At 43.3% G+C, this 26,134-nt stretch carries 19 protein-coding genes and 2 pseudogenes; 15 read left to right on the forward strand and 6 right to left on the reverse strand.

Annotated features, from left to right (window positions below):
• The 3 genes and pseudogenes from L1D55_RS18765 to L1D55_RS18775 form a co-directional block, all read left to right on the forward strand.
• A pseudogene (locus L1D55_RS18765) lies at window positions 1-129 on the forward strand (IS5/IS1182 family transposase); the annotation flags it as partial.
• Window positions 110-298, forward strand: a pseudogene (locus L1D55_RS18770) (IS5/IS1182 family transposase); the annotation flags it as partial. The pseudogenes L1D55_RS18765 and L1D55_RS18770, both read left to right, overlap by 20 nt.
• A gap of 177 nt (window positions 299-475) precedes the next feature.
• Window positions 476-1,537, forward strand: a complete 1,062-nt coding sequence (locus L1D55_RS18775) for a sensor domain-containing diguanylate cyclase (RefSeq protein ID WP_239918430.1) — start codon at window positions 476-478, stop codon at window positions 1,535-1,537.
• A gap of 60 nt (window positions 1,538-1,597) precedes the next feature.
• On the opposite strand, the gene L1D55_RS18780 is transcribed toward L1D55_RS18775, so the two are convergent.
• On the reverse strand, window positions 1,598-2,593 hold the full coding sequence (locus tag L1D55_RS18780; RefSeq protein ID WP_239918431.1) for a helix-turn-helix domain-containing protein: 996 nt from the start codon (window positions 2,591-2,593) through the stop codon (window positions 1,598-1,600).
• A gap of 158 nt (window positions 2,594-2,751) precedes the next feature.
• On the opposite strand from L1D55_RS18780, the gene L1D55_RS18785 reads away from it, so the two are divergent.
• Genes L1D55_RS18785 through L1D55_RS18800 form a run of 4 tightly spaced genes read left to right on the forward strand, consistent with a single transcriptional unit; the run spans window position 2,752 to window position 6,634 of the window.
• Window positions 2,752-3,873, forward strand: a complete 1,122-nt coding sequence (locus tag L1D55_RS18785; RefSeq protein WP_239918432.1) for an HlyD family secretion protein — start codon at window positions 2,752-2,754, stop codon at window positions 3,871-3,873.
• On the forward strand, window positions 3,863-4,882 hold the full coding sequence (locus tag L1D55_RS18790; protein ID WP_239918433.1) for a DUF2955 domain-containing protein: 1,020 nt from the start codon (window positions 3,863-3,865) through the stop codon (window positions 4,880-4,882). Before L1D55_RS18785 ends, L1D55_RS18790 begins: the two co-directional genes overlap by 11 nt.
• Before the next feature lie 24 nt (window positions 4,883-4,906).
• Window positions 4,907-5,974 carry an AI-2E family transporter gene (locus tag L1D55_RS18795; RefSeq protein ID WP_239918434.1) on the forward strand — a complete coding sequence of 356 codons (1,068 nt, stop codon included), beginning with the start codon at window positions 4,907-4,909 and terminating at the stop codon, window positions 5,972-5,974.
• The gene (locus L1D55_RS18800; protein ID WP_102423266.1) at window positions 5,975-6,634 is read left to right on the forward strand and encodes a potassium channel family protein; all 660 of its coding nucleotides are present in this window, start codon (window positions 5,975-5,977) and stop codon (window positions 6,632-6,634) included. It abuts the gene before it with no gap.
• 59 nt (window positions 6,635-6,693) lie between these two features.
• Here L1D55_RS18800 and L1D55_RS18805 read toward each other — a convergent pair whose 3' ends face one another.
• Window positions 6,694-7,233: a DUF3332 domain-containing protein gene (locus tag L1D55_RS18805; protein ID WP_008216319.1), complete on the reverse strand. Its 540-nt coding sequence runs from the start codon at window positions 7,231-7,233 to the stop codon at window positions 6,694-6,696.
• Between the two features lie 701 nt (window positions 7,234-7,934).
• Between L1D55_RS18805 and L1D55_RS18810 the strand changes: the two genes are divergently transcribed.
• Window positions 7,935-8,528 (forward strand): hypothetical protein, encoded by a 594-nt coding sequence (locus L1D55_RS18810; protein WP_239918435.1) that lies wholly within the window; start codon window positions 7,935-7,937, stop codon window positions 8,526-8,528.
• 304 nt (window positions 8,529-8,832) lie between these two features.
• Here L1D55_RS18810 and L1D55_RS18815 read toward each other — a convergent pair whose 3' ends face one another.
• Window positions 8,833-9,042 (reverse strand): hypothetical protein, encoded by a 210-nt coding sequence (locus L1D55_RS18815; protein WP_004738883.1) that lies wholly within the window; start codon window positions 9,040-9,042, stop codon window positions 8,833-8,835.
• 926 nt (window positions 9,043-9,968) lie between these two features.
• On the opposite strand from L1D55_RS18815, the gene L1D55_RS18820 reads away from it, so the two are divergent.
• The 6 genes from L1D55_RS18820 (at window position 9,969) to L1D55_RS18845 (ending at window position 19,897) form a co-directional block, all read left to right on the forward strand.
• Window positions 9,969-10,901: an ABC transporter substrate-binding protein gene (locus L1D55_RS18820; RefSeq protein ID WP_239918436.1), complete on the forward strand. Its 933-nt coding sequence runs from the start codon at window positions 9,969-9,971 to the stop codon at window positions 10,899-10,901.
• A gap of 97 nt (window positions 10,902-10,998) precedes the next feature.
• A complete protein-coding gene (locus L1D55_RS18825) occupies window positions 10,999-11,952 on the forward strand; it encodes an iron chelate uptake ABC transporter family permease subunit (protein ID WP_239918437.1) in 954 nt (317 codons plus the stop codon).
• Window positions 11,945-12,895 carry an iron chelate uptake ABC transporter family permease subunit gene (locus tag L1D55_RS18830; protein ID WP_004738887.1) on the forward strand — a complete coding sequence of 317 codons (951 nt, stop codon included), beginning with the start codon at window positions 11,945-11,947 and terminating at the stop codon, window positions 12,893-12,895. Before L1D55_RS18825 ends, L1D55_RS18830 begins: the two co-directional genes overlap by 8 nt.
• A gap of 12 nt (window positions 12,896-12,907) precedes the next feature.
• A complete protein-coding gene (locus L1D55_RS18835; RefSeq protein ID WP_239918438.1) occupies window positions 12,908-13,672 on the forward strand; it encodes an ATP-binding cassette domain-containing protein in 765 nt (254 codons plus the stop codon).
• A 272-nt stretch (window positions 13,673-13,944) separates the two neighbouring features.
• A complete protein-coding gene (locus tag L1D55_RS18840) occupies window positions 13,945-14,970 on the forward strand; it encodes a two-component system response regulator (protein WP_239918439.1) in 1,026 nt (341 codons plus the stop codon).
• A gap of 25 nt (window positions 14,971-14,995) precedes the next feature.
• Entirely contained in the window at window positions 14,996-19,897 is a 4,902-nt protein-coding gene (locus tag L1D55_RS18845) for a transporter substrate-binding domain-containing protein (protein WP_239918440.1), read from the forward strand.
• 71 nt (window positions 19,898-19,968) lie between these two features.
• Here L1D55_RS18845 and L1D55_RS18850 read toward each other — a convergent pair whose 3' ends face one another.
• Window positions 19,969-20,859 carry a LysR family transcriptional regulator gene (locus L1D55_RS18850; RefSeq protein WP_239918441.1) on the reverse strand — a complete coding sequence of 297 codons (891 nt, stop codon included), beginning with the start codon at window positions 20,857-20,859 and terminating at the stop codon, window positions 19,969-19,971.
• 264 nt (window positions 20,860-21,123) lie between these two features.
• On the opposite strand from L1D55_RS18850, the gene L1D55_RS18855 reads away from it, so the two are divergent.
• Window positions 21,124-22,299 carry an MFS transporter gene (locus L1D55_RS18855; RefSeq protein WP_239918442.1) on the forward strand — a complete coding sequence of 392 codons (1,176 nt, stop codon included), beginning with the start codon at window positions 21,124-21,126 and terminating at the stop codon, window positions 22,297-22,299.
• A gap of 248 nt (window positions 22,300-22,547) precedes the next feature.
• Here L1D55_RS18855 and L1D55_RS18860 read toward each other — a convergent pair whose 3' ends face one another.
• Both L1D55_RS18860 and L1D55_RS18865 read right to left on the reverse strand, forming a co-directional pair.
• Window positions 22,548-25,304 (reverse strand): immune inhibitor A domain-containing protein, encoded by a 2,757-nt coding sequence (locus tag L1D55_RS18860; protein ID WP_239918443.1) that lies wholly within the window; start codon window positions 25,302-25,304, stop codon window positions 22,548-22,550.
• A 37-nt stretch (window positions 25,305-25,341) separates the two neighbouring features.
• Window positions 25,342-25,641 carry a hypothetical protein gene (locus tag L1D55_RS18865; RefSeq protein WP_345772787.1) on the reverse strand — a complete coding sequence of 100 codons (300 nt, stop codon included), beginning with the start codon at window positions 25,639-25,641 and terminating at the stop codon, window positions 25,342-25,344.
• Between the last annotated feature and the right edge of the window lie 493 nt (window positions 25,642-26,134).

The raw sequence follows: 26,134 nt of genomic DNA on the forward strand, positions 1-26,134 counted from the left end.
TCGCTAACTCAATGGAAAACTGACTCTGGCTACCACGACCGTTCAATCTCTGAGACGGCAATGTCCCGATATAAAGGACTGACTAGCGGCACATTGAGCTTGAGATGCGCTAACTCAATGGAAAACTGACTCTGGCTACCACGACCGTTCAATCTCTGAGACGGCAATGTCCCGATATAAAGGACTGACTAGCGGCACATTGAGCTTGAGATGTTATAACGCTCAAGTTGGTGAGGCGTTAGCAAACGTCAAAGCAATGAACAAAGTTCTAGGACTAGGTATGCCTATTAGAAACTAACAGGTAAGTTCCGTAGGATAGATACGTCCTTTAGCTGATTTGATCAACAACGCCGTTGGCATATGTCGGTGAAAGCACGCTTCAAGATTCAATTTGAATTTGTATGTGTCGTAAAATGGTAAATATCGAGTGTAAAAGTTAGACATGATAGTGCTCTGTCCATCACCCGAGCACATTATGAACAAGTTAAGTTTTGATCGCAGAGCACCGCTTTACGTAGTCTCTGCACTTGTCCTCAATACACTATTCAGTTTGTGGTTGCTGAGCATTGCTTCTACAGCTGCGATGGTTTTCTCTGTGTGTGCGCTCTTTCTTCTTAGCACACTGATAACCGCACGGCTTTATCGACATGAGATGAATCAAAGTCAAAATAGCCTATCTGAAGCGATCATTGATGGTGTTGCTGGCTTTATCGTCCTCGATAGCCAATTGAGGATCATTCAGGTGAATCAGCAATTTTCTAGAATATCCGGTTATGCGTTTGACCAAGTTGAATCTCGCCCTATTTCAGACCTTTGTTTCATGAACAATAACGGCCTGATATCAAGTATTGCAGATTCGCTTAAACAGAATTGTCGTTGGAAAGGGGAGCTGAGTGGAGTCAGTCGCTTGGGTGAGCATTTCACGGTCAATGTGGTGGTAGAGAAACTCAAAGATTTACTGCCGCAAAGTGAAAAGTATGTCGTTACTTTTACCGATATTAGTCGTCGTAAAATCTTAGAACGTCGCCTAAGAATGCTGGTGGAAACAGACTCGCTGACAGGGTGCTGGAACCGACGCCGCTTCGATAAAGATCTCAACCATTATTCAAATCTGGCAGAGCGCTATGGTTACACACATTCTTGCTTAGCGTTAGTCGACTTAGATAACTTTAAAACTATCAATGATACGCATGGTCATGACCAAGGTGACAACGCACTCAAAGAAGTGGCTGAACTACTGCGAAACAACAGTCGTGATACTGATATTGTGGCTCGTATTGGCGGTGAAGAGTTCGCTATTTTGATGCCAGAAACGAACCTCGAAGATGCCTTTGAAGCTATGTATCGATTAAAGGAAGTGATTGCTAAAGGCACAAGCTTGAACTTAACGGTGAGCAGCGGAGTGTGTGAAATACATACGCAGGCCGAAGCAACCTATCGAAGTGCAGACAGGGCGCTTTACCGCGCTAAAGAAAATGGTCGTAATAGGGTATGTAGCTCCAGTTCGGGTTATCTATCACCTATCGTGATTGGGTAGCCTAGATCATAGTGAGAGCCCTCTATACCTTGAGCTGCGGCCCAAGGCACAGAAAAGTTTTTAACCCGATATTGAACGCTGATAAATTTTTGGTGTTAACCCTGAAACACGTTTAAAGGCTCTAGAGAAGTGGGAGATGTTGGTGTAACCCAACTGACTAGAGATGTAAGTCAGAGTGTGCCCTTCTTCCATGAGTTCACAGGCTACAGAGAACATCAGGTTCTCTTTAATTTTTCGGTAGGTTGTGTTTTCATTTTTAAGTTTGCGTTGAAAGGTTCTAACCGAGAAATTAAGCAGCTCCGCCGCCTCTTCAAGCGAAAGGTCTTGCTCTTTCATATAGGGTTGGAGCAGTTCATAAACGCTGTCGGTAAAGCTGGTGTGCCATTCAACGATAGCGGGCTTATTACTTAAGTCTTTAGCTGTGAGGCGAATTGGCAGCTGCAGAATCTCATCTGGGATCATCACGGCGGTTGAACTGTGGTCGATGAACAACTGGCAATTGCTTGGAACCAAGGTTTTGACGATGTCGGTATCATGGCCTTGCAAGCGAATCTTGGTTGGTTGCCAAGGTGACTGAGACAAAATCGTGATTAACTCAATGATGTAGGTGATGGCAAACACTTCCCCCCACTGGAACATGGATGAAGGCTCGTCTCGTGATCTTCGGCAAAACCAGCTCTGTCCATGTTCCACAACGAAGTCGACACTACTACCGGGTGAGTCGTGAGAGAAAATGGTATTGATGTGCTTTAACGCGTCACCAATGGTTTCGAAATCGGTAAATTGATGCAAGACGTATGGGATGATTCTTCGCCTAAAAGCAAGCCCCAGAACATCCGTGAACCGAGATACGCCAAGTTGTGAAGAGGTTAGGTAAATGAGTCGTTTGATAGATTCTGACGGTACAAAATCGCTTTCTGACTCAATAAGGTCCGGCGGTAGACCAGAGTCTTCGAGCAGCCTGTGAAGATCCAATCCATAGTCAGTAAACATCTGCACGAGGATCTTTGCGTAGCTGGTTTGTATTACTGGTACTTGATAGGGGCTATTGGCCATGATCAATCAATCCTTGTGTATTGATACATAATTGGACGTGCATATCGTTTACGACACTTTGTTTAGTAAATCTAACTCTAATTACTTGAGTTTTCCATGGTCGTGTTTATTTTTAAGATATTAATTTTGTTGATTTTAGTTATTGAGAAGGGAGTCCCATGTCAGAAGTCGAAGGGAACAAGCAAGACGTAAAAGAAGAAAGCGCTCAACCGGAACAGGGCAAAGATAAAGTGAGAAAGGTCACCAATTATCTACTCGCTTTCGTCGGATTCACACTGTTGTTCAGCATCATTGCCGATCGAATTATTCCAATTACCGATAACGCTCGTGTTAAAGGTTACATTGTTCCTGTTAAGCCTGAGGTGTCAGGCAAAGTATTGGACATTTTGGTTCAGCCCAATCAACTGGTTAATCAAGGCGACACCTTAGCCATCCTCGATGACTCTGATTACCGAATCGCGGTACAGCAAGCCGAGCAGAATCTCGAAATTGCAGGGCAAAATGTTGGGGCTCAAACCGCAAGTATCGCTTCTGCCCAAGCTAAGCTCACTTCTGCTTTGGTTGAGAAGCAAAATACTCAGCTGCAGGCGAAGCGTATCTTGGAGATGGCAGACAAAGGTGTGGTTTCCAAGTCGGATGCAGACGAAGCTCGAGCGGCTTTGGCAACAGCGCGAGCTAACGTGACGAATGCTGAAGCAGATTTGGAACGTGCTAAGCAACAAATGGGTAAAGAGGGTGAAGAGAATAGCCAAGTGAAAGCAGCATTGCTGGCGTTGGAACAAGCTCAACTTAACCTTGAACGCACTGTTATCAAAGCACCAACACAAGGTGGTGTGTCTAACTTCAGCTTATCGGAAGGCTTTTATGCTTCAGCCGGCCAAGCGATCATGACGTTTGTTTCGACGGAAGATATCTGGATCGAAGCTTACTACCGTGAAAATAGCTTAGGTAACGTCACGGTTGGCGATGAAGTGGAAGTGGCTCTAGATTTTGCTCCGGGTCGAATCGTGAAAGGCCGTGTGAGCAGCATTGATTGGGGTGTCGATTGGGGACAAAACGATCAAGCAGGTAAACTTGCTCAGGCGAGTCAACAAACTGGCTGGTTGCGCCAAACTCAAATGCTGCCAATTACTATCGAATTTGAACGTGATGCGATGCAAGGCATGCTGCGTGTTGGTGGTCAGGCGGATGTGATTGTTTACAGCGGCGATAACTTTGTTTTCAACGCAATAGGCAAACTTTGGATTCGATTTATAAGTGTATTGTCTTATGTCCGATAAGCCCGTACTCGATCAACAAACACAGCAACGGATCCTGCGGTATACCGTCGGGGTCACGTTAGCTGTCTTTTTAGCTGCATGGATTAACTGGCCGCTTGCATTTGTAGCGCCAGTGTTCACGGCTAAGTTTTTAATCGATAAACCAAACCTGCATAAAGAAACTGTCTACGAACTGTTGTTGGCGGTGGTTGCTACTATGGCGTTGGGTTTATTGCTGTCTCGTGGGATAACCCATTATCCAATCCCTCTGTTAATTTTGGTGGGATTAATGATGTTGTGGGGTTACTACCTATTTGTAGACCCTAAATGGAACCTGTTTGCTACCGTGTTATTGATTGCCGTGTTGATGTTGCCTTTTATGGCGATTGATAACCCTGGTGTCTCAGTATTACTGGCATCTGGCCTGGCGACATCAGGTGTGGTTTCAGTGATGATCTTTGCGTTAGTCCACGTGTTTTTCCCTGAGCCCAAATCCGAATTCTCAGGGTTTGCGGCGGCGCCACTTGAAAAGAGACAGCGCTGGTATGCGGCATTTCGGGCTATGATCATCTCTTATCCAGTGGTGTGCTTTTTCTTTATTTTTCAAATCTCTGAAGCGTTACTGACAATGATGTTTATTGCGCTGCTATCGTTAATGATTACGTCAGAGAAATCGATAAAGTTAAGTGCCTTTTTGGTGATCAGTAACGGTATTGGAGGCTTGTTGGCGATTGCGGCATTTTCGATTCTTTCGATTGTTCCTAACATTGTCTTCTATTCTTTGTTTATCGGTCTTGTTGCTATTCTTATGGCGACCAAGATCTATACCGTTCCAGAAAAAGCGCCGATCTTTGCCACTGCATTCAGCACCTTATTGGTACTTGTTGGGAGCACATTGATGAGCTCTGGCGATATTGATAGCAACACTTTTATTCGCATATTCCAGTTAGTGTTAATTGGAATTTATATGATTTTGGCTTCGCTTTTCCTCGAGACTAGGAATTGGAAGTTCTTACAAAATCAGCCTTAATTTTTGCCTCTACAAGGACGTGTCATGAAGTTAACCGATGATTTTTCTAAACAGGCGATTGACGCCGCAATCAAAATTGCCGCCATCGCCATACTGGTTTATTGGTGTTTTTCAATTTTACGCCCATTCATATTGCTGGTGGTGTGGGGTGCGATTATCGCGACTGCGTTGTATCCAGTAGCTGTTGCCATCTCAAACAAAACTGGGCTGTCGAAAGGTAAAGCCAGTGCATTATTGAGCTTCATTGGCGTGTTGTTGCTGCTTATCCCATTAGTGGCATTGTCTTCTGGCATCTACACGAGTGCATCCGACTTAATGACTGGGCTTCAGGACGGAACCTTGTCTCTACCTAAACCAAAAGAGTCGCTACAAGAGATCCCATTCATCGGTGAAAAAGTGTATGCCACTTTAGTTCATGCCTCTTCAAATATCGAAGGCGTGTTCATCAAGTACGCGGAAGAGCTTAAGGCATTTGCTACTAAAGCGGCTTCAATTTTAGGGTCTCTTGGTGGTGGTTTTATTCAATTCATTATCTCGACCATTATTGCTGGTGCGTTTATGAGTAATGCAGACAAATGCCAGACGGGCGTAACGCATTTAATCGCGCGTCTGACTGATGGAAAAGGTGTTGAATTAGTCCAGCTATCGAAATCAACGGTGCGAAGTGTTGTGCAAGGTGTGATTGGTGTTGCTGTCATTCAATCCATTATGTCAGCAATCGGATTGGTGATCGCGGGTGTTCCTGCAGCGGCAATGTGGGCATTGGCCGTGTTACTTATTGCGATTATCCAGTTACCTCCGATTCTTGCGCTATTGCCTGCAATTATCTACATGTTCAGTGTTGAATCGACTCTTGCGGCAAGCTTGTTCTTGGTTTGGTGTATTTTGGTCAGCGGCAGTGACGCTATCTTAAAACCTATGCTGTTAAGCCGTGGTTCTCATATTCCAATGTTGGTGATTCTGCTCGGTGCGTTAGGTGGAATGGCGATGTCCGGCATCGTAGGTTTGTTTGTCGGTGCAGTTATCTTGAGTTTGTCTTACGAGCTAATGGTCTCTTGGTTAGGCTTGGAGCCAAGAGAAGAGGACAAATAGATGAAGGCAGTCTCGAAAGACGACAACTTCTATTTCCTGTTTTACGCACTGTTAGTGTTGTTTTTTGGTTGCGCGGTGATGCAGCAGTTTTATCCGCAAGGCCAAAAAACGATTCTGTTCTTGATCATTATTACCCTGGCGGTTTCGATTGTCGGCATTCATAAAGAGCGGTCTTTGTATCGCTCTTGGTATGGGCTGTTATTGATCACGGCATCGGTGTCGGGTGTCTTCTCCTTCCTAGAAGGTTACAACTTATCTATAGTGACGCTAACGGCATTAACCATGTTCCTGTTTTCGCATATTTACTCTGCTTTAAGGCAAGTGATGCAAGCGAAAACGGTCACACCTAATCACATCATAGGTTCTATCTGTATTTATTTGCTGCTAGGCTTTGCGTGGTCGACTATCTACTTGTTGATTCTCGAGATCTTTCCTAACGCATTTAATGGCTTAGAAGAGCAAATTTGGCTAACCAATTTGTTTAATGCGATGTATTTCAGCTTTATCACTCTGACAACGGTAGGCTATGGAGATATTTCTCCAGCCTTGCCAGTTGCTCAGTTCTTTGTATTTATGGAATCTATCATTGGCAGCTTCTATTTAGCGATTATGGTGGCGAGTTTAGTCAGTATTCGGTTGGCACAGTCTCAGTCCGATTAGCGCATATACAAAAAAGCCCGGCGATTACCGGGCTTTTTATTGTTTAGCAGAGCTGTGTCTTAAGATGCAGTTGCTTGTATTTTTTCTAGTTCCGCAATCGTTGTTTGCGATACGAGTTGGCCATCCATGTAGTAAGTCACGTTTTGGCCTTCTTTGATACCAGTAAGTGTTGCGGTTTCACCACTGTTGTAAACGATGTCCATTTGGATGGTGTTTTCATCGATCTTAATCATTTCACCGGTTTCAATAGTACGGTTGTTCGAAATTGGGCCAACAGGCGCTTCTTTTAGGCTTGGGTCCAGGTCATCGTTCACTTTGAAGTGAGTGTCTGTTTTTGTATCAAATACGTGTGGTGCGCCGCTGATAGGGTTTTTGCCCGTCCAGAATTCAAGTGAGTTGAATACCACGTAGTCGGCAGCGGTTGTAATACCGTATACAGGCGCTAATAGGAAGTTTACACCTGCACGAGCATAGCGGTTATCGACAACTTCAACGTTAAATTTCATCACTTTCCCTGTTACGGCGTTACTGCCGATACAACCAGTTAGCGCAGAAGCCAAAACCGTTAGTCCTACAATTTTAAGTGCAATCTTTTTCATTTTAGTACCTGTATAAGTTAGAAGTCTGTTTCGTTGGAACAGGTGTAGTATGGTTTTTATTTGAACGATAGTTTTACCATTTAACGCCATCGATGATAGAAAGTGCTTATAAACTATGCATATAAAAACGAGTTGAAAAATCTAGGCATAAAAAAACGCGACCTAGGAGGCCGCGCTTTTTATTGGTGAGGGGGCGTAATGAAAGTAATGACTTAACCATTTAGCTTGGTTAGTAATCACGACTGTGCAAAATAGCTATTTCGTTATGTCGCTATCTTATTATGCAGCTACTTCATTACATAGTTATATGCCTTGGTGACTAACCAACGAGCGCCTCGAAACAAAAGGGAAGTAACTTTAAAAATAAATTTGGCTATCGAGACTGTCGCTTCGCCAGCTATGCTCATGCATTTATGCAGGTCGGATTCTTTGAATTCTGAATAGGTCATGTGTTATCTCACTTCTTGCCGTTATGTTTCATATATAAGTAATGACTCCTGTCTGGTTGAATACCCTGTGCGCGTAATGTACGAATATTCATCAACTCATTCTTACCATTTGATGCCATTTGGTTTGAAAAGTAGTCGAATGAGAAAGGATTGGGAGAAATGCGGTGTTAACGTTTGAACTAGCCGAAAAATAGCGACTAATAATGTTATGATCTTGAGCCTGCACCGAAGTTATACAGAAAAGGAAAGAGAATGACCCACCTTACAGAACAGCAAGAAGCTGCAATGGCGACGTTTAAGGAAAACTTACACCTTCCAAATGGTGGTTTTCACAAACTGATCATCGAGCTAAGTAAGGAGTTTCAGCTACCTTTTCAAAAAGTACGCACTGTTTTAAAAAACGCTCAGAAAGACATTGAACGCCAAATCCGAGAAGACTTTTCAAATGTTGATGAGGGCGTGATTAGCCAAGCTAATTGGCTGAATATCATTCGCTTAAAGTTGGTTGAGTTAGCTGAAAACAATCAAAGCGTGATGGACAAGCTGAAGTTAAATCCAAAATATCAAAAGGTATTGGAAGCGACCAATACTTCTATCGCAAGTGAAGATGAGCGGGAAGAGTTGATTGAAGAGTTGATTCAGGCTTATGAGAAAGAGGTATTCAAACCTTTATTGGCTATGCTGCACACCACAAAGCTGTATTGGAAGCTAATGCTAGTAGACGAAACATGTAAGATGACTGAGGAAAATCGCGATAAGTTCAGCGATTACCCTCAACACATGCAAGCTGCAGAACATCTATATACGCTTGATCAAAAGTTAAGGTCTATGCCGTTAACGCAATGATAATGTGTCATTGGTGATTCAAGGTTCAATCTTAATTGATTTCAAGAAGAGCTAGTTGAAATAGAAACTGGCTTTCATCAGAAGCGATAATTCAAGATAACGCATTCAAATTTTCTACGCTTTTCGTACAAGCGTCAATTCAATGAAAACACGATAACCTAGCTAGCGTAAGCCGCGAGTGAAATGCAAAAAGGGCTAGGTTTCTATTCTGTTCCAGTCCTACTCTATTTTATTCTGCTAGAGCGAGTTGAGGGTGACATCTGTGGGACTAATGGTGTTTCTTTCTGTTGCCTTAGGGGAAAAGCTATAGGAGTGTGAAATGTCCTAGGGTGTTTCCGTTGCGCGAAACGATAGTTCCGGTGCTGTCTCTTTCGTTAAATTCAAAGTCTATGAGATAACTATTGTGTTGTAGCTTTGGCAATATGTGGCGGTGAAGTATATCGCTATTGAGCTGTCGAATCTCGGCGACCCATGAAAGTTGTTCTTTGTGTAAGTCTATTTTGATCTTGAGCATTTACTACCTTTTAGTTTGTTGACTGATTTCTCGCGTGAGAGTTGGTACCAATGGATTTGTCGTGTTGTTCTTCGTGACATAACTTTGCCTTGTGTTTATTACATTTGTATTTAAGTGAACGATCTAATCTGAGTTCGCACATAAGAAAGCGAATAACGATAGATCGGTAGTTAGGATCGAATTTAAAAGCTATTGAATGACTATCTAGGTGAAAGCTGACGCAGAGATGGTGTAACGAGGTATCGAGAACTGTCTTTGTGGAACTTGGACTTACTTTAGCATTAACAGCTCTATAGATTAGAGCCAGATGGCGAACTATACGCCTAGTTTTTTAAAATACAACCCCATTTTTTATGAAATCTAAAAATAATTTTGATTGAAATATCATCGTTATTTAGCTGCAAAGGGAAGAGTCATCGGGAAGTTACTCTTTTTAGTGCGGTGGCACTGGGCATGTTTTCTGAACAAAAGTTCTCTTGTTATGCTTTTTAGTGTTTTTATACAATAGATAATAACTAAGTAGTTGTTGTATAGAAGTTTTACATTGTAAATTCTAAGGCGCTCATGCTGCGAGTTCTTGGTATATAGCTTATTTAAATCTCCGTTCCTCCAAATCCTGCTTCATTTTTCTTAATTTAGATCCTTCCTGTTTTCCAATGCTGTTTCGATATGCGTGTTTTGGATAGCGATCTAGCAAAATATGAATAATCACTTTAACGTTTCTGAATAAGAAAGTTGTTGTGCAACTAAATTACTGCAAATATTATTAATAATAATTCTCACTTGCGTTGCAAGTTTGTTGTCAAATCAATGACAAACTTTAAATTATCGTTATTTAGCAGTTGTGTACGACCCATACTCACCTATGAGTATTCTGACTTTCATTGTCATGAGTGGTGGTTTGTCTCAATGGCAAAGGAAGAAAAATGAAGAAAACAATCAAATCAGTTCGCCAGTTAGTGAGCGGGCTTGCTATCGTTCTTGCATCGTCGCTGATGACCGCTCATGCGGAAACCGTCACGATTGAACACGTAAAGGGCACTGCGCAGTTTACTGAAGTACCACAACGAGTTGTTGTTCTTGGTTTTGGTAGCTTGGATGTACTTGATAAAATTGGTGTAAAGCCAGTTGGTGCACCTCACAGCCTAATGCCTGACTACCTTGAGTCATACAAAGAAACAACGAAAAACACAGGCTCGTTAAGCGAACCTGATTTCGAAGCTATCTACATGTTGAAGCCAGACGTAATCATTGCGGAAAACCGCATGCTTAAGGTTTACGACAAGTTAGCTCAAATTGCACCAACGATCATGTTCTCTATTGAAGGTGATAAGTACTGGGCTGATGCACAGCAAAATTGGCGTTCACTGGGTGAGTTATTTGGTAAGCAGGCTGAAGTTGAAGCGATCATCAAAGAGACTCAAGGCTCAATCACTGCGGTAAATGACAAAGTAACCTCGGGTGAAACGACGGCGATGATGCTAATGAACAACGGCAACAATATAGCGATGTTCAACAAAGGCAGCCGCTTCTCAATTATCTTTGATGATTTTGGTTACGTTGAGTCAAAGAGTGCGACAGTCGCACCAATCAAAGGCACGCACGGTAACCTTATCTCTTTTGAATACATTGCAGACGCAAAACCTGAAGTGCTTTACATCCTAGATCGTGAAAAAGCGATTGGCCGCTCTGAAGGTCGTGCACCTCAACTGTTTGACAACTCATTGGTAGCAGCAACTCCAGCAGCACAACAAGGCAACATCGTTTACCTTGATTCAAGTGCATGGTACCTAGCTGGTGGTGGTGTAACTGCAATCCACAGAATGTTGGGTGACATTGAACGTACCATTCAACAGTAATTTTTAACGAGTTTTTCGGGCTTATAAGAAACGTTCTTATAAGCCCTTTTTCACTTTTTATACGGGCTACCCGAGACCTACCTTTAGTATTATTTCTATGTTGAAACCCATTGCAGCTGCTGTATTTCTTGTCGTGTTATGCGTTGCGTCATTGATGATAGGGGTCGCTGAAATCAGTTTTAGTGATTTCTTTAACGGCAATCAACACGCCAACTCTATTTATATCGTGAGTCGAATCCCTCGTTTGCTAGCCATTGTGCTCGCTGGAGCCGGTCTAAGTGTTTCTGGCTTGATCATGCAGCAGATTGTGCAGAACAAGTTCGCAGCACCTTCTACGATGGGTACAATTGACTGTGCCATGTTGGGTTACATCGTTGGTATTCTGGTGTTAGGTAGTGCAGCTCAATGGAGCTACCTCGGCTTCATCTTCGCATTTGCTGTTTTTGGCACCATGTTGTTAGTGCGCTTCTTGCAACATCTTAAGTTCAAGAATGCGGTACTAGTGCCCTTGATTGGCATCATGTATGGCAACGTGGTTTCAGCACTGACCACGTTTATTGCTTACAAGTACGATTTAGTACAAACCATGTCAGCTTGGACCATGGCGAACTTCGCGAGCGTATTACAAGGAAGCTATGAAATTCTATACCTTGCCGTTCCAGCTTGTATGTTGGCTTACTATTTCGCGAGTCAGTTCAGCGCAGCGAGTATTGGTGAGAGCTTTGCAAAGAACATCGGCTTGAACTACCAGAAGATCGTTTTTATTGGTGTTGCACTGGTAGCAACATGCGCGTCTTCAGTAGTAATGATCGTTGGCGTCATTCCATTCCTTGGTCTTATTGTTCCAAACATTGTCTCGCTGATGATGGGTGACAACATGAAGCGCATCCTGCCTTGGACAGCTTACTGGGGTGTGATCTTGGTGCTGGCTTGTGACTTGTTAGCTCGAGTTGTCATTTTCCCTTATGAGATTCCAATCTCGATGGTGATCAGCATCTTCGGTGGCTTGATTTTTATTTACCTAATCATGAGAGACAAGTCGAATGCGTGATTCAGTAAAAATCGCGATTCTGGCTATCGCGTCTTTGTGTATGACGGCCGTTTTTGTAGGGCAGGGGCTAACCTGGGATAACTACGAATTTTTCTTGTCGCTAAGAATGCCTAAGCTGTTATCCATCGTACTGGCGGCTGTGGCGATTTCTGCGTCGTCACTGGTCTTCCAAACCATTACCAACAACCGCATTCTCACCCCTTCAATATTGGGCTTTGATAGTCTGTACATGTTGGTTCAAACGTCGCTGTTATTTGTATTTGGTGGCACGAGCTTTTGGGTGATTGATTCTATTGCAAACTTCGGCTTGTCTGTATCTGTGATGATCTTATTCTCGTTTGCTCTGTTCCATTTTTACTTTAAGAGCAAGCGTAACAACGTATTTACCCTGCTGCTGATTGGTATTGTGTGTGGCAGCGTGTTCTCTAGCTTATCGAATTTCTTAGCGATGTTGATTGACCCGAACGAGTTCGCGGTACTGCAGAACGTTATGTTTGCGAGTTTCAACAATGTGAAAAGCGAGTTGGTTTACCTGAGTATTCTTCCTTTAGGTTTGTGTTTGCTTGGGCTCTGGGTGTTGGCTCCAAAGTTGGATGTTCTATGGCTGGGCGTCGATAACGCGACAAGTTTAGGTGTGAATACCAAGCGATTAACCCAGATGATTCTGGTAATTGTGTCAGTAATGGTTGCGGTATCAACTGCTCTAGTTGGCCCTGTGCTTTTCTTCGGCTTAATCACGGTCAGCTTAGCGCGCCAGATATTCAGCTCGTATCAACACCGAGTACTTATTCTTGCAAGTAGCTTATTAGCGGTGGTTCTGCTCGTGTCTGGCCAATGGTTCATTGAAAAAGTGATGGCTTTTGAAACCACAGTCAGTGTGATCATTAACTTGGTCGGCGGTTTGTATTTTATGTTCTTGTTGTTACGCACCAGAATTCAGTAAAGGTAGTAAGTAGTGATTAAATTAACAGGTTTAAGTAAGAAGTATGGCAAATCACTGGTTGTTGATGATGCCAGCGCTATGTTCCCAAAAGGGGAAGTGACTTCTATTATTGGCCCAAACGGTGCGGGTAAAAGTACACTGCTTTCAATGGCTAGTCGCCTAACAGAAAGTGATGCTGGTGAAGTGCTTATTGGCGACAAACTGCTTGCTGAGTGGGATACCAAAGAGCTAGCAAAGCACCTGGCGGTACTCAGACAATCAAACAACATCAACATGCGATTTACGATTCGTGAATTGGTTTGCTTCGGTCGTTTTCCCCATTCGCAAGGTCGCTTGAAAGACGAGGACAACAAGATTGTTGATACAGCGCTAGAGCATTTAGGTATTACTGATATTCAAAACAAATACCTTGATGAGCTGAGTGGTGGTCAGCGTCAAATGGCGTTCATTGCAATGGTTGTTGCACAAGATACGGACTACGTTTTCTTGGACGAGCCGCTTAATAATCTAGATATCAAGCACTCTGTTGAGATCATGCAGACGCTTCGTCGCTTGGCACATGAGTTCAATAAAGCGATCGTTATTGTGATTCACGACATCAACTTTGCATCTTGCTATTCCAACAACATCGTAGCGATGAAAAAAGGCCAGGTAGTGAAGTCAGGTAAAGTTTCTGAGGTAGTAGAAAAGTCTGTGATGGAGTCGATTTACGAGATTCCATTTGAGATTCGTGAGTTCGATGGCGTCCGAGTTTGTATGTACTACTCAGGTCGTTAGTCAGTCTATAGCAAGTGAAAAGAGCTCCCATATGAGGAGCTCTTTTTTTAGGTAAATAACCTAAGTTGCAAGGTCATATTTATGGTTTCTCTTTGATTTATAACCACTTAATCGACGTAATATTGACGTGTTGTTTTACCTAGAGTGATAGTTTGATGTCACTCGAAGATCTGCTCTTCACTTTTTAAAATCATTTGCCATTTTTTGTGCCTTGCATTCCAAAAACGTTCTACACTAGGGTTATAACTGTTTGATTTTTATACGAGGTATCAATGAGTCGTAAACCAATAGTGTTAGTAGTAGATGACACCCCAAGCAATTTGGATGTGTTAACGGCGATACTCAAAGATACCTATCAAGTTAAGGTCGCGATCAACGGCACTATCGGTATCAAAATAGCTAAGATGGTTCCTCAGCCGGACCTCATTCTCCTCGATATCATGATGCCCGATATTGACGGGTATGAAGTGTGTCGACAACTAAAAGCACAGCCGAATACCGCGCATATTCCCACTATCTTTGTGACCGCCAAAATAGACCCTGAAGCCGAGGTAAAAGGGCTATCTTTGGGGGCTGTTGATTACCTGACCAAGCCGATCACTCCTGAAATCGCACTGCAACGTGTGAAGACTCACATCGCTTTGTATGACCAACAGCGAGCGTTGTTTAGTCAGGTGAAAGAGAAGACCAAAGAGATTAATTTAGGCAAGTTGGAAACTCTTAATATCCTTGGGCGAGCTGCGGAGTTTAAAGATAACGAAACGGGTATGCACGTTATGCGCATGAGCCACTATTGTGAAATATTGGCGAAAGCATTGGGCATGACAGACGAAGATGCCGAGACCCTAAGAGACGCAGCGCCGATGCACGACATTGGTAAGATTGGTATCCCTGACAGCGTGCTGCTCAAGCCAGGTAAGTTGGATGCTGACGAATGGGCAACCATGCAAAAGCACGTCGAATACGGTGTTGAGATACTCGGCAGGCAAAGTGACTCTAAATTGATGCGAATGGCTATTCAAGTCGCGCAGTATCACCATGAAAAGTGGGATGGAAGCGGCTACCCAAATCAAATAGCAGGCGAGGAGATCCCTCTGGTAGGGCGCATCGCAGCGGTAGCGGATGTGTTTGATGCCCTGACAGCAGAGAGACCGTATAAAAAAGCTTGGAGCGTAGATGAAGCGCTGGCCTTGTTTGAAGAGCAAAAAGGCAAACATTTCGATCCTAGAATCGTTGAATTGCTGTTTGAAAATCTACCTAAGATCTTAGCGATTAAAGAAAAATTCAAAGATGAGTAATCGATCTAATAGATGTCGTGTTTTTATGTCGAGGCTGAAAAGTTCAGTGATTTCATTCGCGGTATGGTTGCTGTCCGTGCTTATGTTTGTTGGCCGTGCTTATGCCTCTGAAGTGACTGATGCCGAGCTAGACCTATGGTTAGACAACAAACCAACGGTGACTTTCATTGCTCTTGCTAATCATTATCCATATTCCTTCCTTGATGATGACGGAAAAGTCTCTGGTATTGTTAAAGACTGGACACAGGATCTTGAAGAGCGGTTTGGTGTTCATGTGAGGTTTATAAGCGTCAGCTCTCGAAGTGAAGCCAAAGCTGCACTGCTTGATGGACGAGGTGATGTTTTCCCATTCCAACAGTTTGATCCAAGTGATGGAGGGCGTTTTCTCTCGAGTGACCCGTATATCCCTTATCAGGTTGCTGTGATTGCTCCCATCGACAATAAAATCGACACCAACTTAGACCAAAATCATAAACGACGCATTGCTATGGTTAATGAAAACATAGACTTAAAAAAAGCAGGCGTTCAACTTAGCTCTATTGAACGAGTTGATTTTGACAACGTGATTGATGCGGTGAGAGCTCTAAGGGAAGGTGAGGTAGAAGGCATTGTCGCAGAGCCTATCACGACGATGGACCTTGCCAGAAAAGTCGGTGTTCATGATTTAACGATTAATTATGTATTAGAGCACTGGAAGAGAATTCAGGCGACGATGGTAGTACGAACTGGTGATGTGGAGCTGCTGACGTTAATCAACAAACAGATCAAAACCTTTGATGTTCGCAAAGAGAACCAGATTTTATCTAAATGGCTAGATGCGTCTCCTTATCGAGTTCCACTTAAAGGGGTATTTGGCTTTGGTAACCCGCCTTATATGTATCCGGATAGCACTTCTGTTGGCTTAGAGCATGACATCATACAACGTGCTTTAAATGATATGGGTTATAAGTTGGGTGACGTTGTCACTTTGCCACCAAGTGCTGCGCGAAAGGCTATCGATAATAATAACTCGATCGCTTTTGTTTCCGGTGTTCAGGCTGACGACCCCGATGCTCATTTTCTAAGTGATTCTGTCATTAATGTTGAATTTGTCCCGGTGTCACTAGCGAGGCGCCAACTCAACCTCAAATCACAAAAAGGCTTATCTCTGGGCGCACTGTTGTTTGATGACACCTCACCAATCAAAAACTCCATAGAGATGCTTTCTCAAGAGATTGATATCGAGCGAGTTGAAGACATCGGCAGTTTAGAGGCAGCTTTTGCGCAGCTAAGAGCACAAACCGTCGATATATTGATGGTGGAGAGGCGAGTACTGGAGTGGTTTATTACTAATACTCGCTTTATTGAAATGTCAGAGCTTCGATTGCACGACGAACAGCAAGTTGAGTATCCAATCTATGTCGATTTTAAGAGTGAAGAGCTGAGAGATCGCTTTAACGCGGCAGTAGCCAATCTCAAACAAGTCGATGATGGCTTGAGTCAAATCATTGAGACCCATATCCAGAGCGACTTAAGCCAGGTTCTGAAGAAAGCGAGTATCATTGCTCAAATTTCCGCTTATTTTATCGTAAATGACCGTTTTGATGACTTGTCTGAACTCTTTAAAGTGTTTGACACGGATAGTTCTTTTCAGGTGATCACTGCCCAAGCTGATAACAACAATCGTCCAATTAAGGCTTGGTATATCGGTAATCTTGTCGATGAGCATGGGGAGAAAAGAAACACCTCTCATTTTGCATCAGTAACTAAAGTGGCCAGCTACCGCACTAAAGGCGGCATTATTAACTCCGGCTCAATGACCTTTTACTTTGATACAAAAACGTTAGAGCGAAATCATGTCTACTTCCCAGATATAGAGCAGTTTAATTCGTTTGGTGAACCCGCTAAGCGATACATTGCCGATATATATCAAGCCAATAACTTAACGGGTGAGATCTTAAATTTAAGCGAAGAGGAGAGGGAGTGGCTTAAAAACAACCCAACGGTGCGAATCGGTATCGATCCTAATTCACTTCCGTATGAGGCAGTCTCTAGTACGGGTGAGTACATAGGTATGATTGATGATTACCTGAAACTCATCGAGCAGAAAACCGGCTTAAATATTGAGCATGTTGACGTAGCGAATTGGTCTGAAACTCGAAGCTTGGTTGATCATCAAGAAGTAGAACTTGTCTCTGCGGCGCAAGAAAATCGCTCCTTGGGAGAGAATGTCAAAGCGGCAAATAGCCTATTCTCGAGCCGCTTAGCACTTGCATCAAGACGCGAGGTGAGCAGCTTAGTACTTGAAGAAGCGACTGGGTGGAAAATAGGTATCCTAAAAAATGCGGCGAATACTGAGGCAATAGTAGAGAAGTATCCAAACGTCGAGTGGGTTTTTGTTGACTCAACCGCTGAAGGTTTGAATCTCCTTGATGATCAGAGCCTAGATGGAATGATCGATACGGTTGATGTCTTGAACTATCTCATTGATTCATATGGTCACCGAGACATTGGGATTATCGGGCGGCTGGACTTTTACCTATCACCAACCTTTCATGTGACTAAATCTGAGCCGCTACTTTATTCTATTTTGAATAAAGCGATTGATAAGCTCTCCGCTGAAGAGCATCAAAAGATCTCAGCGAAGTGGGCTGCACCTAAAGCGATAGAAAGGGTCGATTACGAATTGGTTTACACCATCTCTGCCTTTTCATTAGTGATTGTTTTACTGATTGTTTTCTGGAACCGAAAACTCGCTAAGCAGATTAGTATTGCCAACGAAGCGACAGAGGCACTAAAAAAGGCCCAAGACCAACTCTATAGCATGCTCAATAGCTCTCCAATTGCAGCAGCAGTCGTTTTTGAGGAACAGGTTCGTTATGCCAATGACACAGCAAAACGCTTATTTGGTGTTGAAAATAAGGAACTCTCGTCTATCGATGTGATTGCTATTCATGATTCTCTCGAGGTTCGTGATGACATTCATAAAGAGCTCAAGCTGAACGGAAAAGTCGTGAACAAAGAGTTAGTGCTTAGGAAGTCAGATGGCACTCGTTTTGTCGCACTTGTTAGCTACTACTTGTTTGAGCTTGACGGTGAAATTGCAACGCTATTTTGGGCATTCGATATTTCTGAAATGAAACGTCTAAATGAGCAATTGGCAGAGGAGAAAGAGAGAGCAAACCTTGCAAGTCAGGCGAAATCAGAGTTTTTGGCAAACATGAGCCACGAAATTAGAACGCCAATGAACGCGATTATTGGGCTGTCTTATTTAGCGATTGGGGAAATTACTAACCCTACAGCCCGCAACTATATCGAAAAAGTGCACCGCTCTGGGCACTCTCTGTTAAGCATCATCAACGATATTTTAGACTTGTCTAAGATAGAAGCGGGTCAGTTGTTTATCGATAATATTCCATTTAATGCCTTGGTAACTTTTAAAGATGTGATCGAGTTGATGGAGTCAAAAGCGGATGAAAAACAGCTTAACTTATCGATGTCGATTGACCCAGAACTCGATACTCCTTTACTCGGAGATCCACTCAGATTGTTCCAAGTGATACTTAACCTTATTGGCAACGCGATTAAGTTTACGGAAAAAGGCAGTGTTTCTTTGACGGTCGATATTGTTGACTCAAACGAGCGTGAATTGACGATGAAGGTTTGCGTTGCGGATACTGGAATAGGCATTTCTGATGACAACCTTCACAAGCTATTTCAAGCATTTAGCCAAGCAGATACCACAACAACACGTCGATTCGGTGGTACAGGCTTAGGGCTCAATATTAGCCAGAAGCTCGTGAATGCAATGGGCAGCCAAATTACGGTTGAGAGTGAGTTTGGGCAAGGCAGTGAGTTTTCTTTTGTTGTAACCTTTGCTCGAACGACCAATGAAGAGTTAGCTCAATTCAAAGCTCAAGAGTTACAACTGGATTATCAGATAGAGTTCAAAGGCCAGAAGATACTGCTGGTGGAGGATAATGAACTTAACCAAGATCTTGCGTTAGCCTTCTTTAGTCGCTCTAAGTTAGACGCCGACCTTGCTGAAAACGGCAAAGAGGCACTGGCATTAGCCAAGAACAACGACTACGACATGATCTTTATGGATCTACAGATGCCAATCATGGATGGTTTTGAGGCTACAAGGTTGATCCGTGAATTTAATACCACTGTGCCTATCATTGCGATGTCGGCCAACGTGTTTGCGGATGCGAAACAAAGAGCAAGAGACGCAGGCGTAACGGACTTTTTGGACAAGCCGATCATCATTGATAAAGCGACGTCTTTGATCTCTAAATACATCGTGCCAGAGGTGTTGATTGAAGGTAAAGCGCCTGAACCTGATTTGGTTGATGCATCGCATTCTGATAACTCTGACTTACCTATTTTCTCAAAAGCTCGATTTGAGCAGCTCACCAATAACGATACAGCCTTGCAAAATAAGGTCTTAGATAGGTTCTGCCAAGGGGCGCCATCGATGCTATCTGAAGTGTTCGATAACCTAGCGCAAGAAGAGTGGGTAACGTTAGAGCGGAATCTACACACCCTAAAAAGTATGGCGGCTTCAATTGGCGGGCAGAGGCTCGCTGAATTACTCAGTGACTTAGAAAGCAGAGCTCACAATAGGACTTGTGTGGAGCAAGATCTTGAGCAAAGTGAAGTTGGCTTAAGGGAGTTGATTGAAGCGGTCGAGCGTGATTTTGGTATACCATGCGCAGCCACGGCAGATAAAGGTGCAGATGATACATCGGACTCTTCTGAGTTAGATCCCAAGCAAATCTCTAAGCTGTTGTCTCTTCTCGAAGCTTACGATAACGATGCGACGCAATACGTTTCGGAGTTACTCATTGAACACCCTGATTCGAGTGTCCTAAAAGAGGTACTGGGATTACTAGAGAATTACGATTTTGAAGGTGCGAGCGAGGTGTTCAGCGCTTCACAACCATAGAATTAAAACTGTTTCTTGTCGTTAAAGCCTTTAACTATCGTGGTTAAAGGCTTTTTTATCTGAGTACTAACTTAATTGCTGACATTCTGTTTGATTAAATCAATCACGGTATTGTATCGATGAGGGAGCTTGCGGTTTCTCTTTTGGACTAAGTACAGCGTTTCCTCAACTTCTACTTTTGGCGGCACGACGTGCAACTTATCTCTTTCAGCAAAATTTTCAACGGCACCAGCTGGTAGCACGGTAAACCCTAATCCTTTTGATACAGGCAGCAGTATCTGATGAAGTTGGTTGATATAGCCTGATTTCGGTATCTCATTAATGTTGATGTTCGCGAGTTCTTTATCACCACACAGGTCAAAGTATAAAGAGAGGTAATGCGCAGAATCTGGGTGAGCAATCAACCCAATTTCGTGCAACGTTTGCGGCGTTATATCAATATCGGCATGGCTGTGGTGCACGATAAGGCACAAGGCTTCTTTGCCGATAACTTGGCTTTGGTAGTAGCTGTCGTTTGGTGAGTGTCTCACGATGCCGACATCGGTCGTGCCTTGTAGCAAGTCATTCAATATCTTTCTATTCGGAGCAGCCTCTAGATTAATGCTTAGGTCAGGGTGTTGTTGCTGCAGTTCAAGAAGCTTGGGATATAAGCGCAAAGAGAGTGAGCCTGAACAAGATAGGTGACACTGCCCAGAGTAAGGGTTATCAAAACTGAGTGATTCGAAAAGGTCTTCTTGGTCTTTCTCTAGTTTGAGCGCATAGCGATACATAATCCGACCTTGCTCCGTCAGCTCGAAGCTCTTGTTTTCTCGAGAGAGCAGTTCACACTCACATGCTTGCTCAAGCTTTTTTATGTGTTGGCTTACACCTGGTTGAGTCATGTACAACTTTTCAGCCGTTTGGGTGAAATGGCCGACTTCTACCAGAGTTTTAAATGTGTTGAGCCAAAGTGGATTAATCATACTCGCCTCTTAATACCGAAGTGTTTTTGAAACAGTGCTATTGAATAACAGAAAATTATTATTATCTCCGTTAATGATAATTGCAAATCCAGAAGGAATTGAAAATATAGGCAGAGACGTATTCGATATCGTTGAAGATCCAAAAGGAGATGGTTTTAAAGCAAAACATTGGTAGCAGGTGAGTTTCATTTTTTGTAACAAAGTGTTGAGACTTTGTTGGTAATTTGGTCTAGTGATCAGCCGCGCTCATATTTAGGAACGAAGATGAATAGAAATGTTTGGCTACTGTCACTGTGTCAGGCCTTATTAATGACAGGGAATATCTTACTGATTTCCGTGATTGGCTTGATAGGAAAACAGATTGCGCCCAGTGCCAGTATGATTACGTTACCAGTCGCGTTGCAGTTTTTGGGCTTGATGGCTGCCACCATTCCCGCTTCTTTGATTTCAGGTAAGTTAGGCCGAAAGCGAGGCTTTAGTATCGGTAATCTCGTCGGTATAACGGGGGCGAGCCTAGCCACTTACGCGTTATTGCAACAAAACTTCTATCTGTTTTGTTTTGCGACCTTCTTGTTGGGTATCGGTATTGGCTTCGGAACGCTTTATCGTTTCGCAGCTATTGAAGTGTGTGATGAAAATGCGCGACACCGCGCAATCTCGATTTCAATGGCTGGTGGTGTTCTGGCGGCGGTACTCGGGCCAAACTTAGCGATTATGTCTCAGCAATGGTCGCAAGATGGCCTATATATTGGTGCATTCGCTTCATTGATTGGCTTAAACATTTTAGCACTCGTTATCTTACAGACCATTCAATTCCCCAAAGTGTCGTTTAGCAACCAGACACCAAAATCTGATCCTTTGAGTGCAATCGTCAAGGCTCCGAATTTTGTCGGAGCCGTCTTTGCAGCAATGGTCGCCTATGCGGTGATGAACATTCTGATGACGGCTACACCATTGGCAATGATTGGCTGTGGTTTCGACTTTACCAAAGCGGCGGATGTGATTGAGTGGCACGTATTGGGCATGTTTGTCCCTGCATTCTTTACTGGGTCGCTCATCGAGAAATTTGGTTCGAGAATGATGATCTTGGCTGGCGGGGTACTGTTTGTTTTTTGTATCGCTATTAACATCCATGGTGAGTCGATTTGGCACTTTAGAGCAGCTCTGGTTTTACTAGGGGTCGGCTGGAACTTTATGTTTATCGCGGCAACTGGTTTGTTCAGTCAATCTTATCAGCTCCAGAACAAAGCGAAGGCGCAAGCTTTCAATGAGTTTGTTGTCTTTGGCTGTGTGACAGTGACTGCATTGCTTTCTGGTTGGTTGGAATCGACAGCGGGTTGGCAAAACCTCAATATCTACGTACTACCTTTTGTGCTAGCAGTTATCTTGTTATTTGCGTTTAGCGCACGTAAATCACGTATTCAAAATCAGCCGGTCTGACGAGTTGCCACCTGTTTGGGTGAGATAGCCTCCTTCATTAGAACAGTTTCTCTGCATAGCTTGTTCGATGTCGAGACAAATAAAAAGCCCTACCAATGACGGTAGGGCTTTTGCTTACGGCTTAAATAATAACGTTTTCTTAAAACTGCTGCCCTGACTGATGCCGCAGACAACAGTACTTAAGTTGGTTTATCAGTACGCACGTTATTGTCTACGCACTTATTTCAATGATTTGAGCTAGAGCCGACTTATAGGTCGACCATAATGGTCTTAGTCGTGATCCCGCCTTGGTCATCGATGATTCTTAGCTTCACTTCATGCTTTCCGTATGAAGGGAAGATAGAAGTGAATGTACGACCTCGTTTCACTTTTCCATTTGGTAATGTCCACTCTGTATCGACAATTCGACCATCACTGTCTGAGCTTGTTGACCACATTGTGACCCAACGACCTAAGTGAATGTACTTCGCATTTGCTTCAGGAAGCGCGTTTGGAACCTCAACATCAACGATTGAGCTAAACGATGCGTTAGCACCTTTGTCGTCGACTACCGTTAGGCTGACTGTGTATTCGCCGGCTTCTTGGTATGTCCACGTTGGCGCGATTTCACTGCTTGTTACGCCGTTGCCGAAGTCCCATAGGTAGCTGATGATTTCGCCATCTTGATCCGAACTGAAGTTACGAGCTGAGACGTTCAACCCATCTGTAGTGAGTTCGAAGTTCGCTGTTGGCGCAATGTTGTGTTGGCTTACTTTCGATAGACGTATCACACCATATTCGTTGTCAGCGCTCTGGTTAATAATGTCTACTACCAAACCAAATTTAGTCAAAATACGACCTGAATCAGGAGCTTGCGGTGATGTGTAATCTTGATCATCAGAGAAGCTTGCTGTACCCACTAGGCTCGTGTCTTGAAGCACATCATTGTCACTGTTCACAAGACGCATTGGAGTATGGTCTTTCAGTGAGAAGGCTGCATCACGAACTTGGTAACGTGTCTGAGCGACTTTTCCTGAGTTTTGCCAAATCATGGCATTTTGGTCTGCATCGACCACTCCCAACCAACCTTCACCAGGGTGTTTGCCTACCCAGTTATCGGTGAGTGACTCATCGACATACCAAATGATCAAGCCTGGATCGAACGACATGAGTTGACCCATGCGCTTGATATTCGCCAAGCCTTCATCCACGTCCATATGACTACGCCATTGCAGTAGGTAGTAGTGTTGAGCTTGATGGAAGCCATTACTCAATTTGAAGCCATTAAGTGCAAAACTAGAGTTATCTTCGCCGTCATCTACCGCAACCGTGTCACCGTCAACTACAAGGCTCAGGTTGTCTAAGTAGAAACCTTCCATGGCTAAGCCGCCATCGGTGATGTACTCGAACGACAGTTCTACTTCTTGGCCTGCCCATTGAGAAACATCAAACTCAGCATCAATCCAACCGTCAGACTCGCCACCAACCGCTGGAACTAGACCGGTATTGTATGGGTCATCCATAGAGGTGATGTTGCCTGCGATGGCTTGTCCGTTCACAAGGACACGAGCAAAGTCATAGTCTTTCTCGATTTGGTACCAAGTTTTGAAGGAAAGCATTGCAGAGTCGCCAGCCGGGATTTCCAACTTACGAGTCATGCTATTTTTCAGGTCGTCGCCTTTTTGAGAGTGGAACGAGTACTCACCCTCGAACGGTTTCAAACCTTCGATTTGTTTCTCTGGAAGGTCGACCTTAATCATGTTCGGACGGTCGTTATCTGTCGTTTGGAACAAGGTGTAAATTTGTGGCTTGTCTTCTAGGTCATCAATTGATATTTGATCATCGTTAATCCAGCGACCACCAATCGATTTTTGTAAGAAGTGTTTTGCCCACGAGCTGAATGCAGTCGGTTGTGTCCCGCCGATTTGACCAGCCCAACTGCCTGAAGACATGATTGACCAATAAGAGACAGGTTCACCTTTGCCTGTGTATTGCGTGTCGTACTCGTCTGGCAGACCTAAGTCATGGCCATATTCGTGCGCACAAACACCGGCAGCGGCATCGATCGGCTGAATCGTGTAATCAAACGCTGCGTACTGGCCATTAAAACGGTCTGGAAGCGAGCTTGAGGTGCCTTCTAGTACATGTGTGCGACCAAGGTTGAATCGGTGAGACCAAATTGCATTAGGACCTAACACACCGCCACCTGCTTCTTCACCTACAGAGGCATGGAACACCATTAGGTGATCAATCACGCCATCTGGCTCACGGAAATTTCCGTCGCCATCGTAATCGTAGCGGTCTTCAATGTCGTAATCAGCAAGGTTGATGCTAGGATCTTGAGCTAACTGGTTAAGGGCTTCACGCACCAGCTCTTGGGCGTTCAGATCATTATCTGTAGTCGGGGAGTTACCACCATAGAAAGCGGCAGGTTTAGAAGCACGATACCAACCTGCTGCCTGACCCGCCACACTGTAACTGTCGCCCGATTCACTTTGATAATACTGGCGCATCGAGATTAAGTTTTCACCATTTGGCCCGGTATAGCCTGAATCAGAAAACAATAACTCTTGGTAGTGTTCTGGGTTGTAGCTCTCGTAGAGCATTTGGGTGTGCTCTTTGGTCAGTCTGTTGTCATCCCAGTTTAAGTCGGGAAAGTCGACAAGCAGCGCGAGCACTTTGTCTGTACGTTTAGTACCAACTTCCAGAGCAAAAACACTCGCTTTTTTAACGCCAGACTCTTTTTCGATGGCTTTGAGTATTTTCGCTCGCTGCTCTAGTGCTTTTTTGCCGAACTGAGCATCACCTTTAAAACCAGAGTTAAGCTTATTTTTTAGGTAACGGTCCAGTGCATCGTGCTTTACCGTGTCGGTTGCATCTTGGTCAACTAAGCCCTGTCTTACTAACATTTCTATTAGCTTATCTTCATTAACAACACCAAGATCTATCGGTGTTTTGGCATAGCTACTGACGCTAAATAGAGTAAGCATTGCTGAAGCGAGCAATGTTTTTCTCATTATTTTCATTGTATTTCCTTTTTATATTTCCATGTCGATGTTTGTATCAACTAGCCTTTTTCGGAACGATTGTCCGATTTGGTTTTATACACTCTGTTGGTGTTTTATTTTTCTGACGTATGTTTTCTATCTCGTTATATTTTTTTGAATCAAACTGGTGGCTCTTTTGGGCTTTTGCATTGAGATAGATACGCAAAGCCTCTTGGTTGTCCTCATAACTTAAGCCAGGACAAATAACGCCTCTTTCTATCAATGAATTAAGTAGTGGTTCATCATTCTCAATAGTGGAAGCCTGTGACAGTGAGGTAAATAAAAGAACCATTAAGGTCATTGTTTTCAGAGGCATAGATAGTAGAGCCATTAGTTTTGATTATGTAACAAAATATATTTATAAAATTAACCAATCAAATGGATATTTTTTACAAGTCATTGTCCGTTCCGTTTTCAACATTAAGAGTTAATATTGAAAAGGCTTTTCTATTTATTTAATTATCAGTTGTCTAGTCGTTTTTTGTGAATTTATAACTGATGATTTTAATATTAAACAACAGCGGAGGAATAAGAGATAATCGATGTATGCCAAGTGATATAAGGGGCGGGGAAATAATAATATAGTTACGGGCGTTATTGCGGTTTAATAAAGAATGAATTTAATAATTGACCATTTGGTTAATTTGGCAATGTGAAATATTTTTACCAAAAATATCAGTATTTAGGTGAATTATCAGGAATTGGTGAGTTTAAAAAGGGGGAGTGTTAAGGAAATGCTATTGAAAATTATTATCTTCGACGGTTAAAAGAGCCTTTCAGTCGGCTCTTTTGTCATGTGTATTAAGATG

This window comes from Vibrio sp. Isolate22 (assembly GCF_022398115.1).
Classification (GTDB): Bacteria; Pseudomonadota; Gammaproteobacteria; order Enterobacterales; family Vibrionaceae; genus Vibrio.

What these genes read in the sequence shown, in the direction of transcription:
- L1D55_RS18825 (WP_239918437.1), top strand. Translation starts at nt 10,999, where the DNA reads ATGTTGAAACCCATTGCAGCTGCTGTATTTCTTGTCGTGTTATGCGTT.
- L1D55_RS18800 (WP_102423266.1), top strand. Translation starts at nt 5,975, where the DNA reads ATGAAGGCAGTCTCGAAAGACGACAACTTCTATTTCCTGTTTTACGCA.
- L1D55_RS18795 (WP_239918434.1), top strand. Translation starts at nt 4,907, where the DNA reads ATGAAGTTAACCGATGATTTTTCTAAACAGGCGATTGACGCCGCAATC.
- L1D55_RS18845 (WP_239918440.1), top strand. Translation starts at nt 14,996, where the DNA reads ATGTCGAGGCTGAAAAGTTCAGTGATTTCATTCGCGGTATGGTTGCTG.
- L1D55_RS18785 (WP_239918432.1), top strand. Translation starts at nt 2,752, where the DNA reads ATGTCAGAAGTCGAAGGGAACAAGCAAGACGTAAAAGAAGAAAGCGCT.
- L1D55_RS18855 (WP_239918442.1), top strand. Translation starts at nt 21,124, where the DNA reads ATGAATAGAAATGTTTGGCTACTGTCACTGTGTCAGGCCTTATTAATG.
- L1D55_RS18850 (WP_239918441.1), bottom strand. Translation starts at nt 20,859, where the DNA reads ATGATTAATCCACTTTGGCTCAACACATTTAAAACTCTGGTAGAAGTC.
- L1D55_RS18815 (WP_004738883.1), bottom strand. Translation starts at nt 9,042, where the DNA reads ATGCTCAAGATCAAAATAGACTTACACAAAGAACAACTTTCATGGGTC.
- L1D55_RS18805 (WP_008216319.1), bottom strand. Translation starts at nt 7,233, where the DNA reads ATGAAAAAGATTGCACTTAAAATTGTAGGACTAACGGTTTTGGCTTCT.
- L1D55_RS18810 (WP_239918435.1), top strand. Translation starts at nt 7,935, where the DNA reads ATGACCCACCTTACAGAACAGCAAGAAGCTGCAATGGCGACGTTTAAG.
- L1D55_RS18860 (WP_239918443.1), bottom strand. Translation starts at nt 25,304, where the DNA reads ATGAAAATAATGAGAAAAACATTGCTCGCTTCAGCAATGCTTACTCTA.
- L1D55_RS18775 (WP_239918430.1), top strand. Translation starts at nt 476, where the DNA reads ATGAACAAGTTAAGTTTTGATCGCAGAGCACCGCTTTACGTAGTCTCT.
- L1D55_RS18830 (WP_004738887.1), top strand. Translation starts at nt 11,945, where the DNA reads ATGCGTGATTCAGTAAAAATCGCGATTCTGGCTATCGCGTCTTTGTGT.
- L1D55_RS18865 (WP_345772787.1), bottom strand. Translation starts at nt 25,641, where the DNA reads ATGCCTCTGAAAACAATGACCTTAATGGTTCTTTTATTTACCTCACTG.
- L1D55_RS18780 (WP_239918431.1), bottom strand. Translation starts at nt 2,593, where the DNA reads ATGGCCAATAGCCCCTATCAAGTACCAGTAATACAAACCAGCTACGCA.
- L1D55_RS18840 (WP_239918439.1), top strand. Translation starts at nt 13,945, where the DNA reads ATGAGTCGTAAACCAATAGTGTTAGTAGTAGATGACACCCCAAGCAAT.
- L1D55_RS18820 (WP_239918436.1), top strand. Translation starts at nt 9,969, where the DNA reads ATGAAGAAAACAATCAAATCAGTTCGCCAGTTAGTGAGCGGGCTTGCT.
- L1D55_RS18790 (WP_239918433.1), top strand. Translation starts at nt 3,863, where the DNA reads ATGTCCGATAAGCCCGTACTCGATCAACAAACACAGCAACGGATCCTG.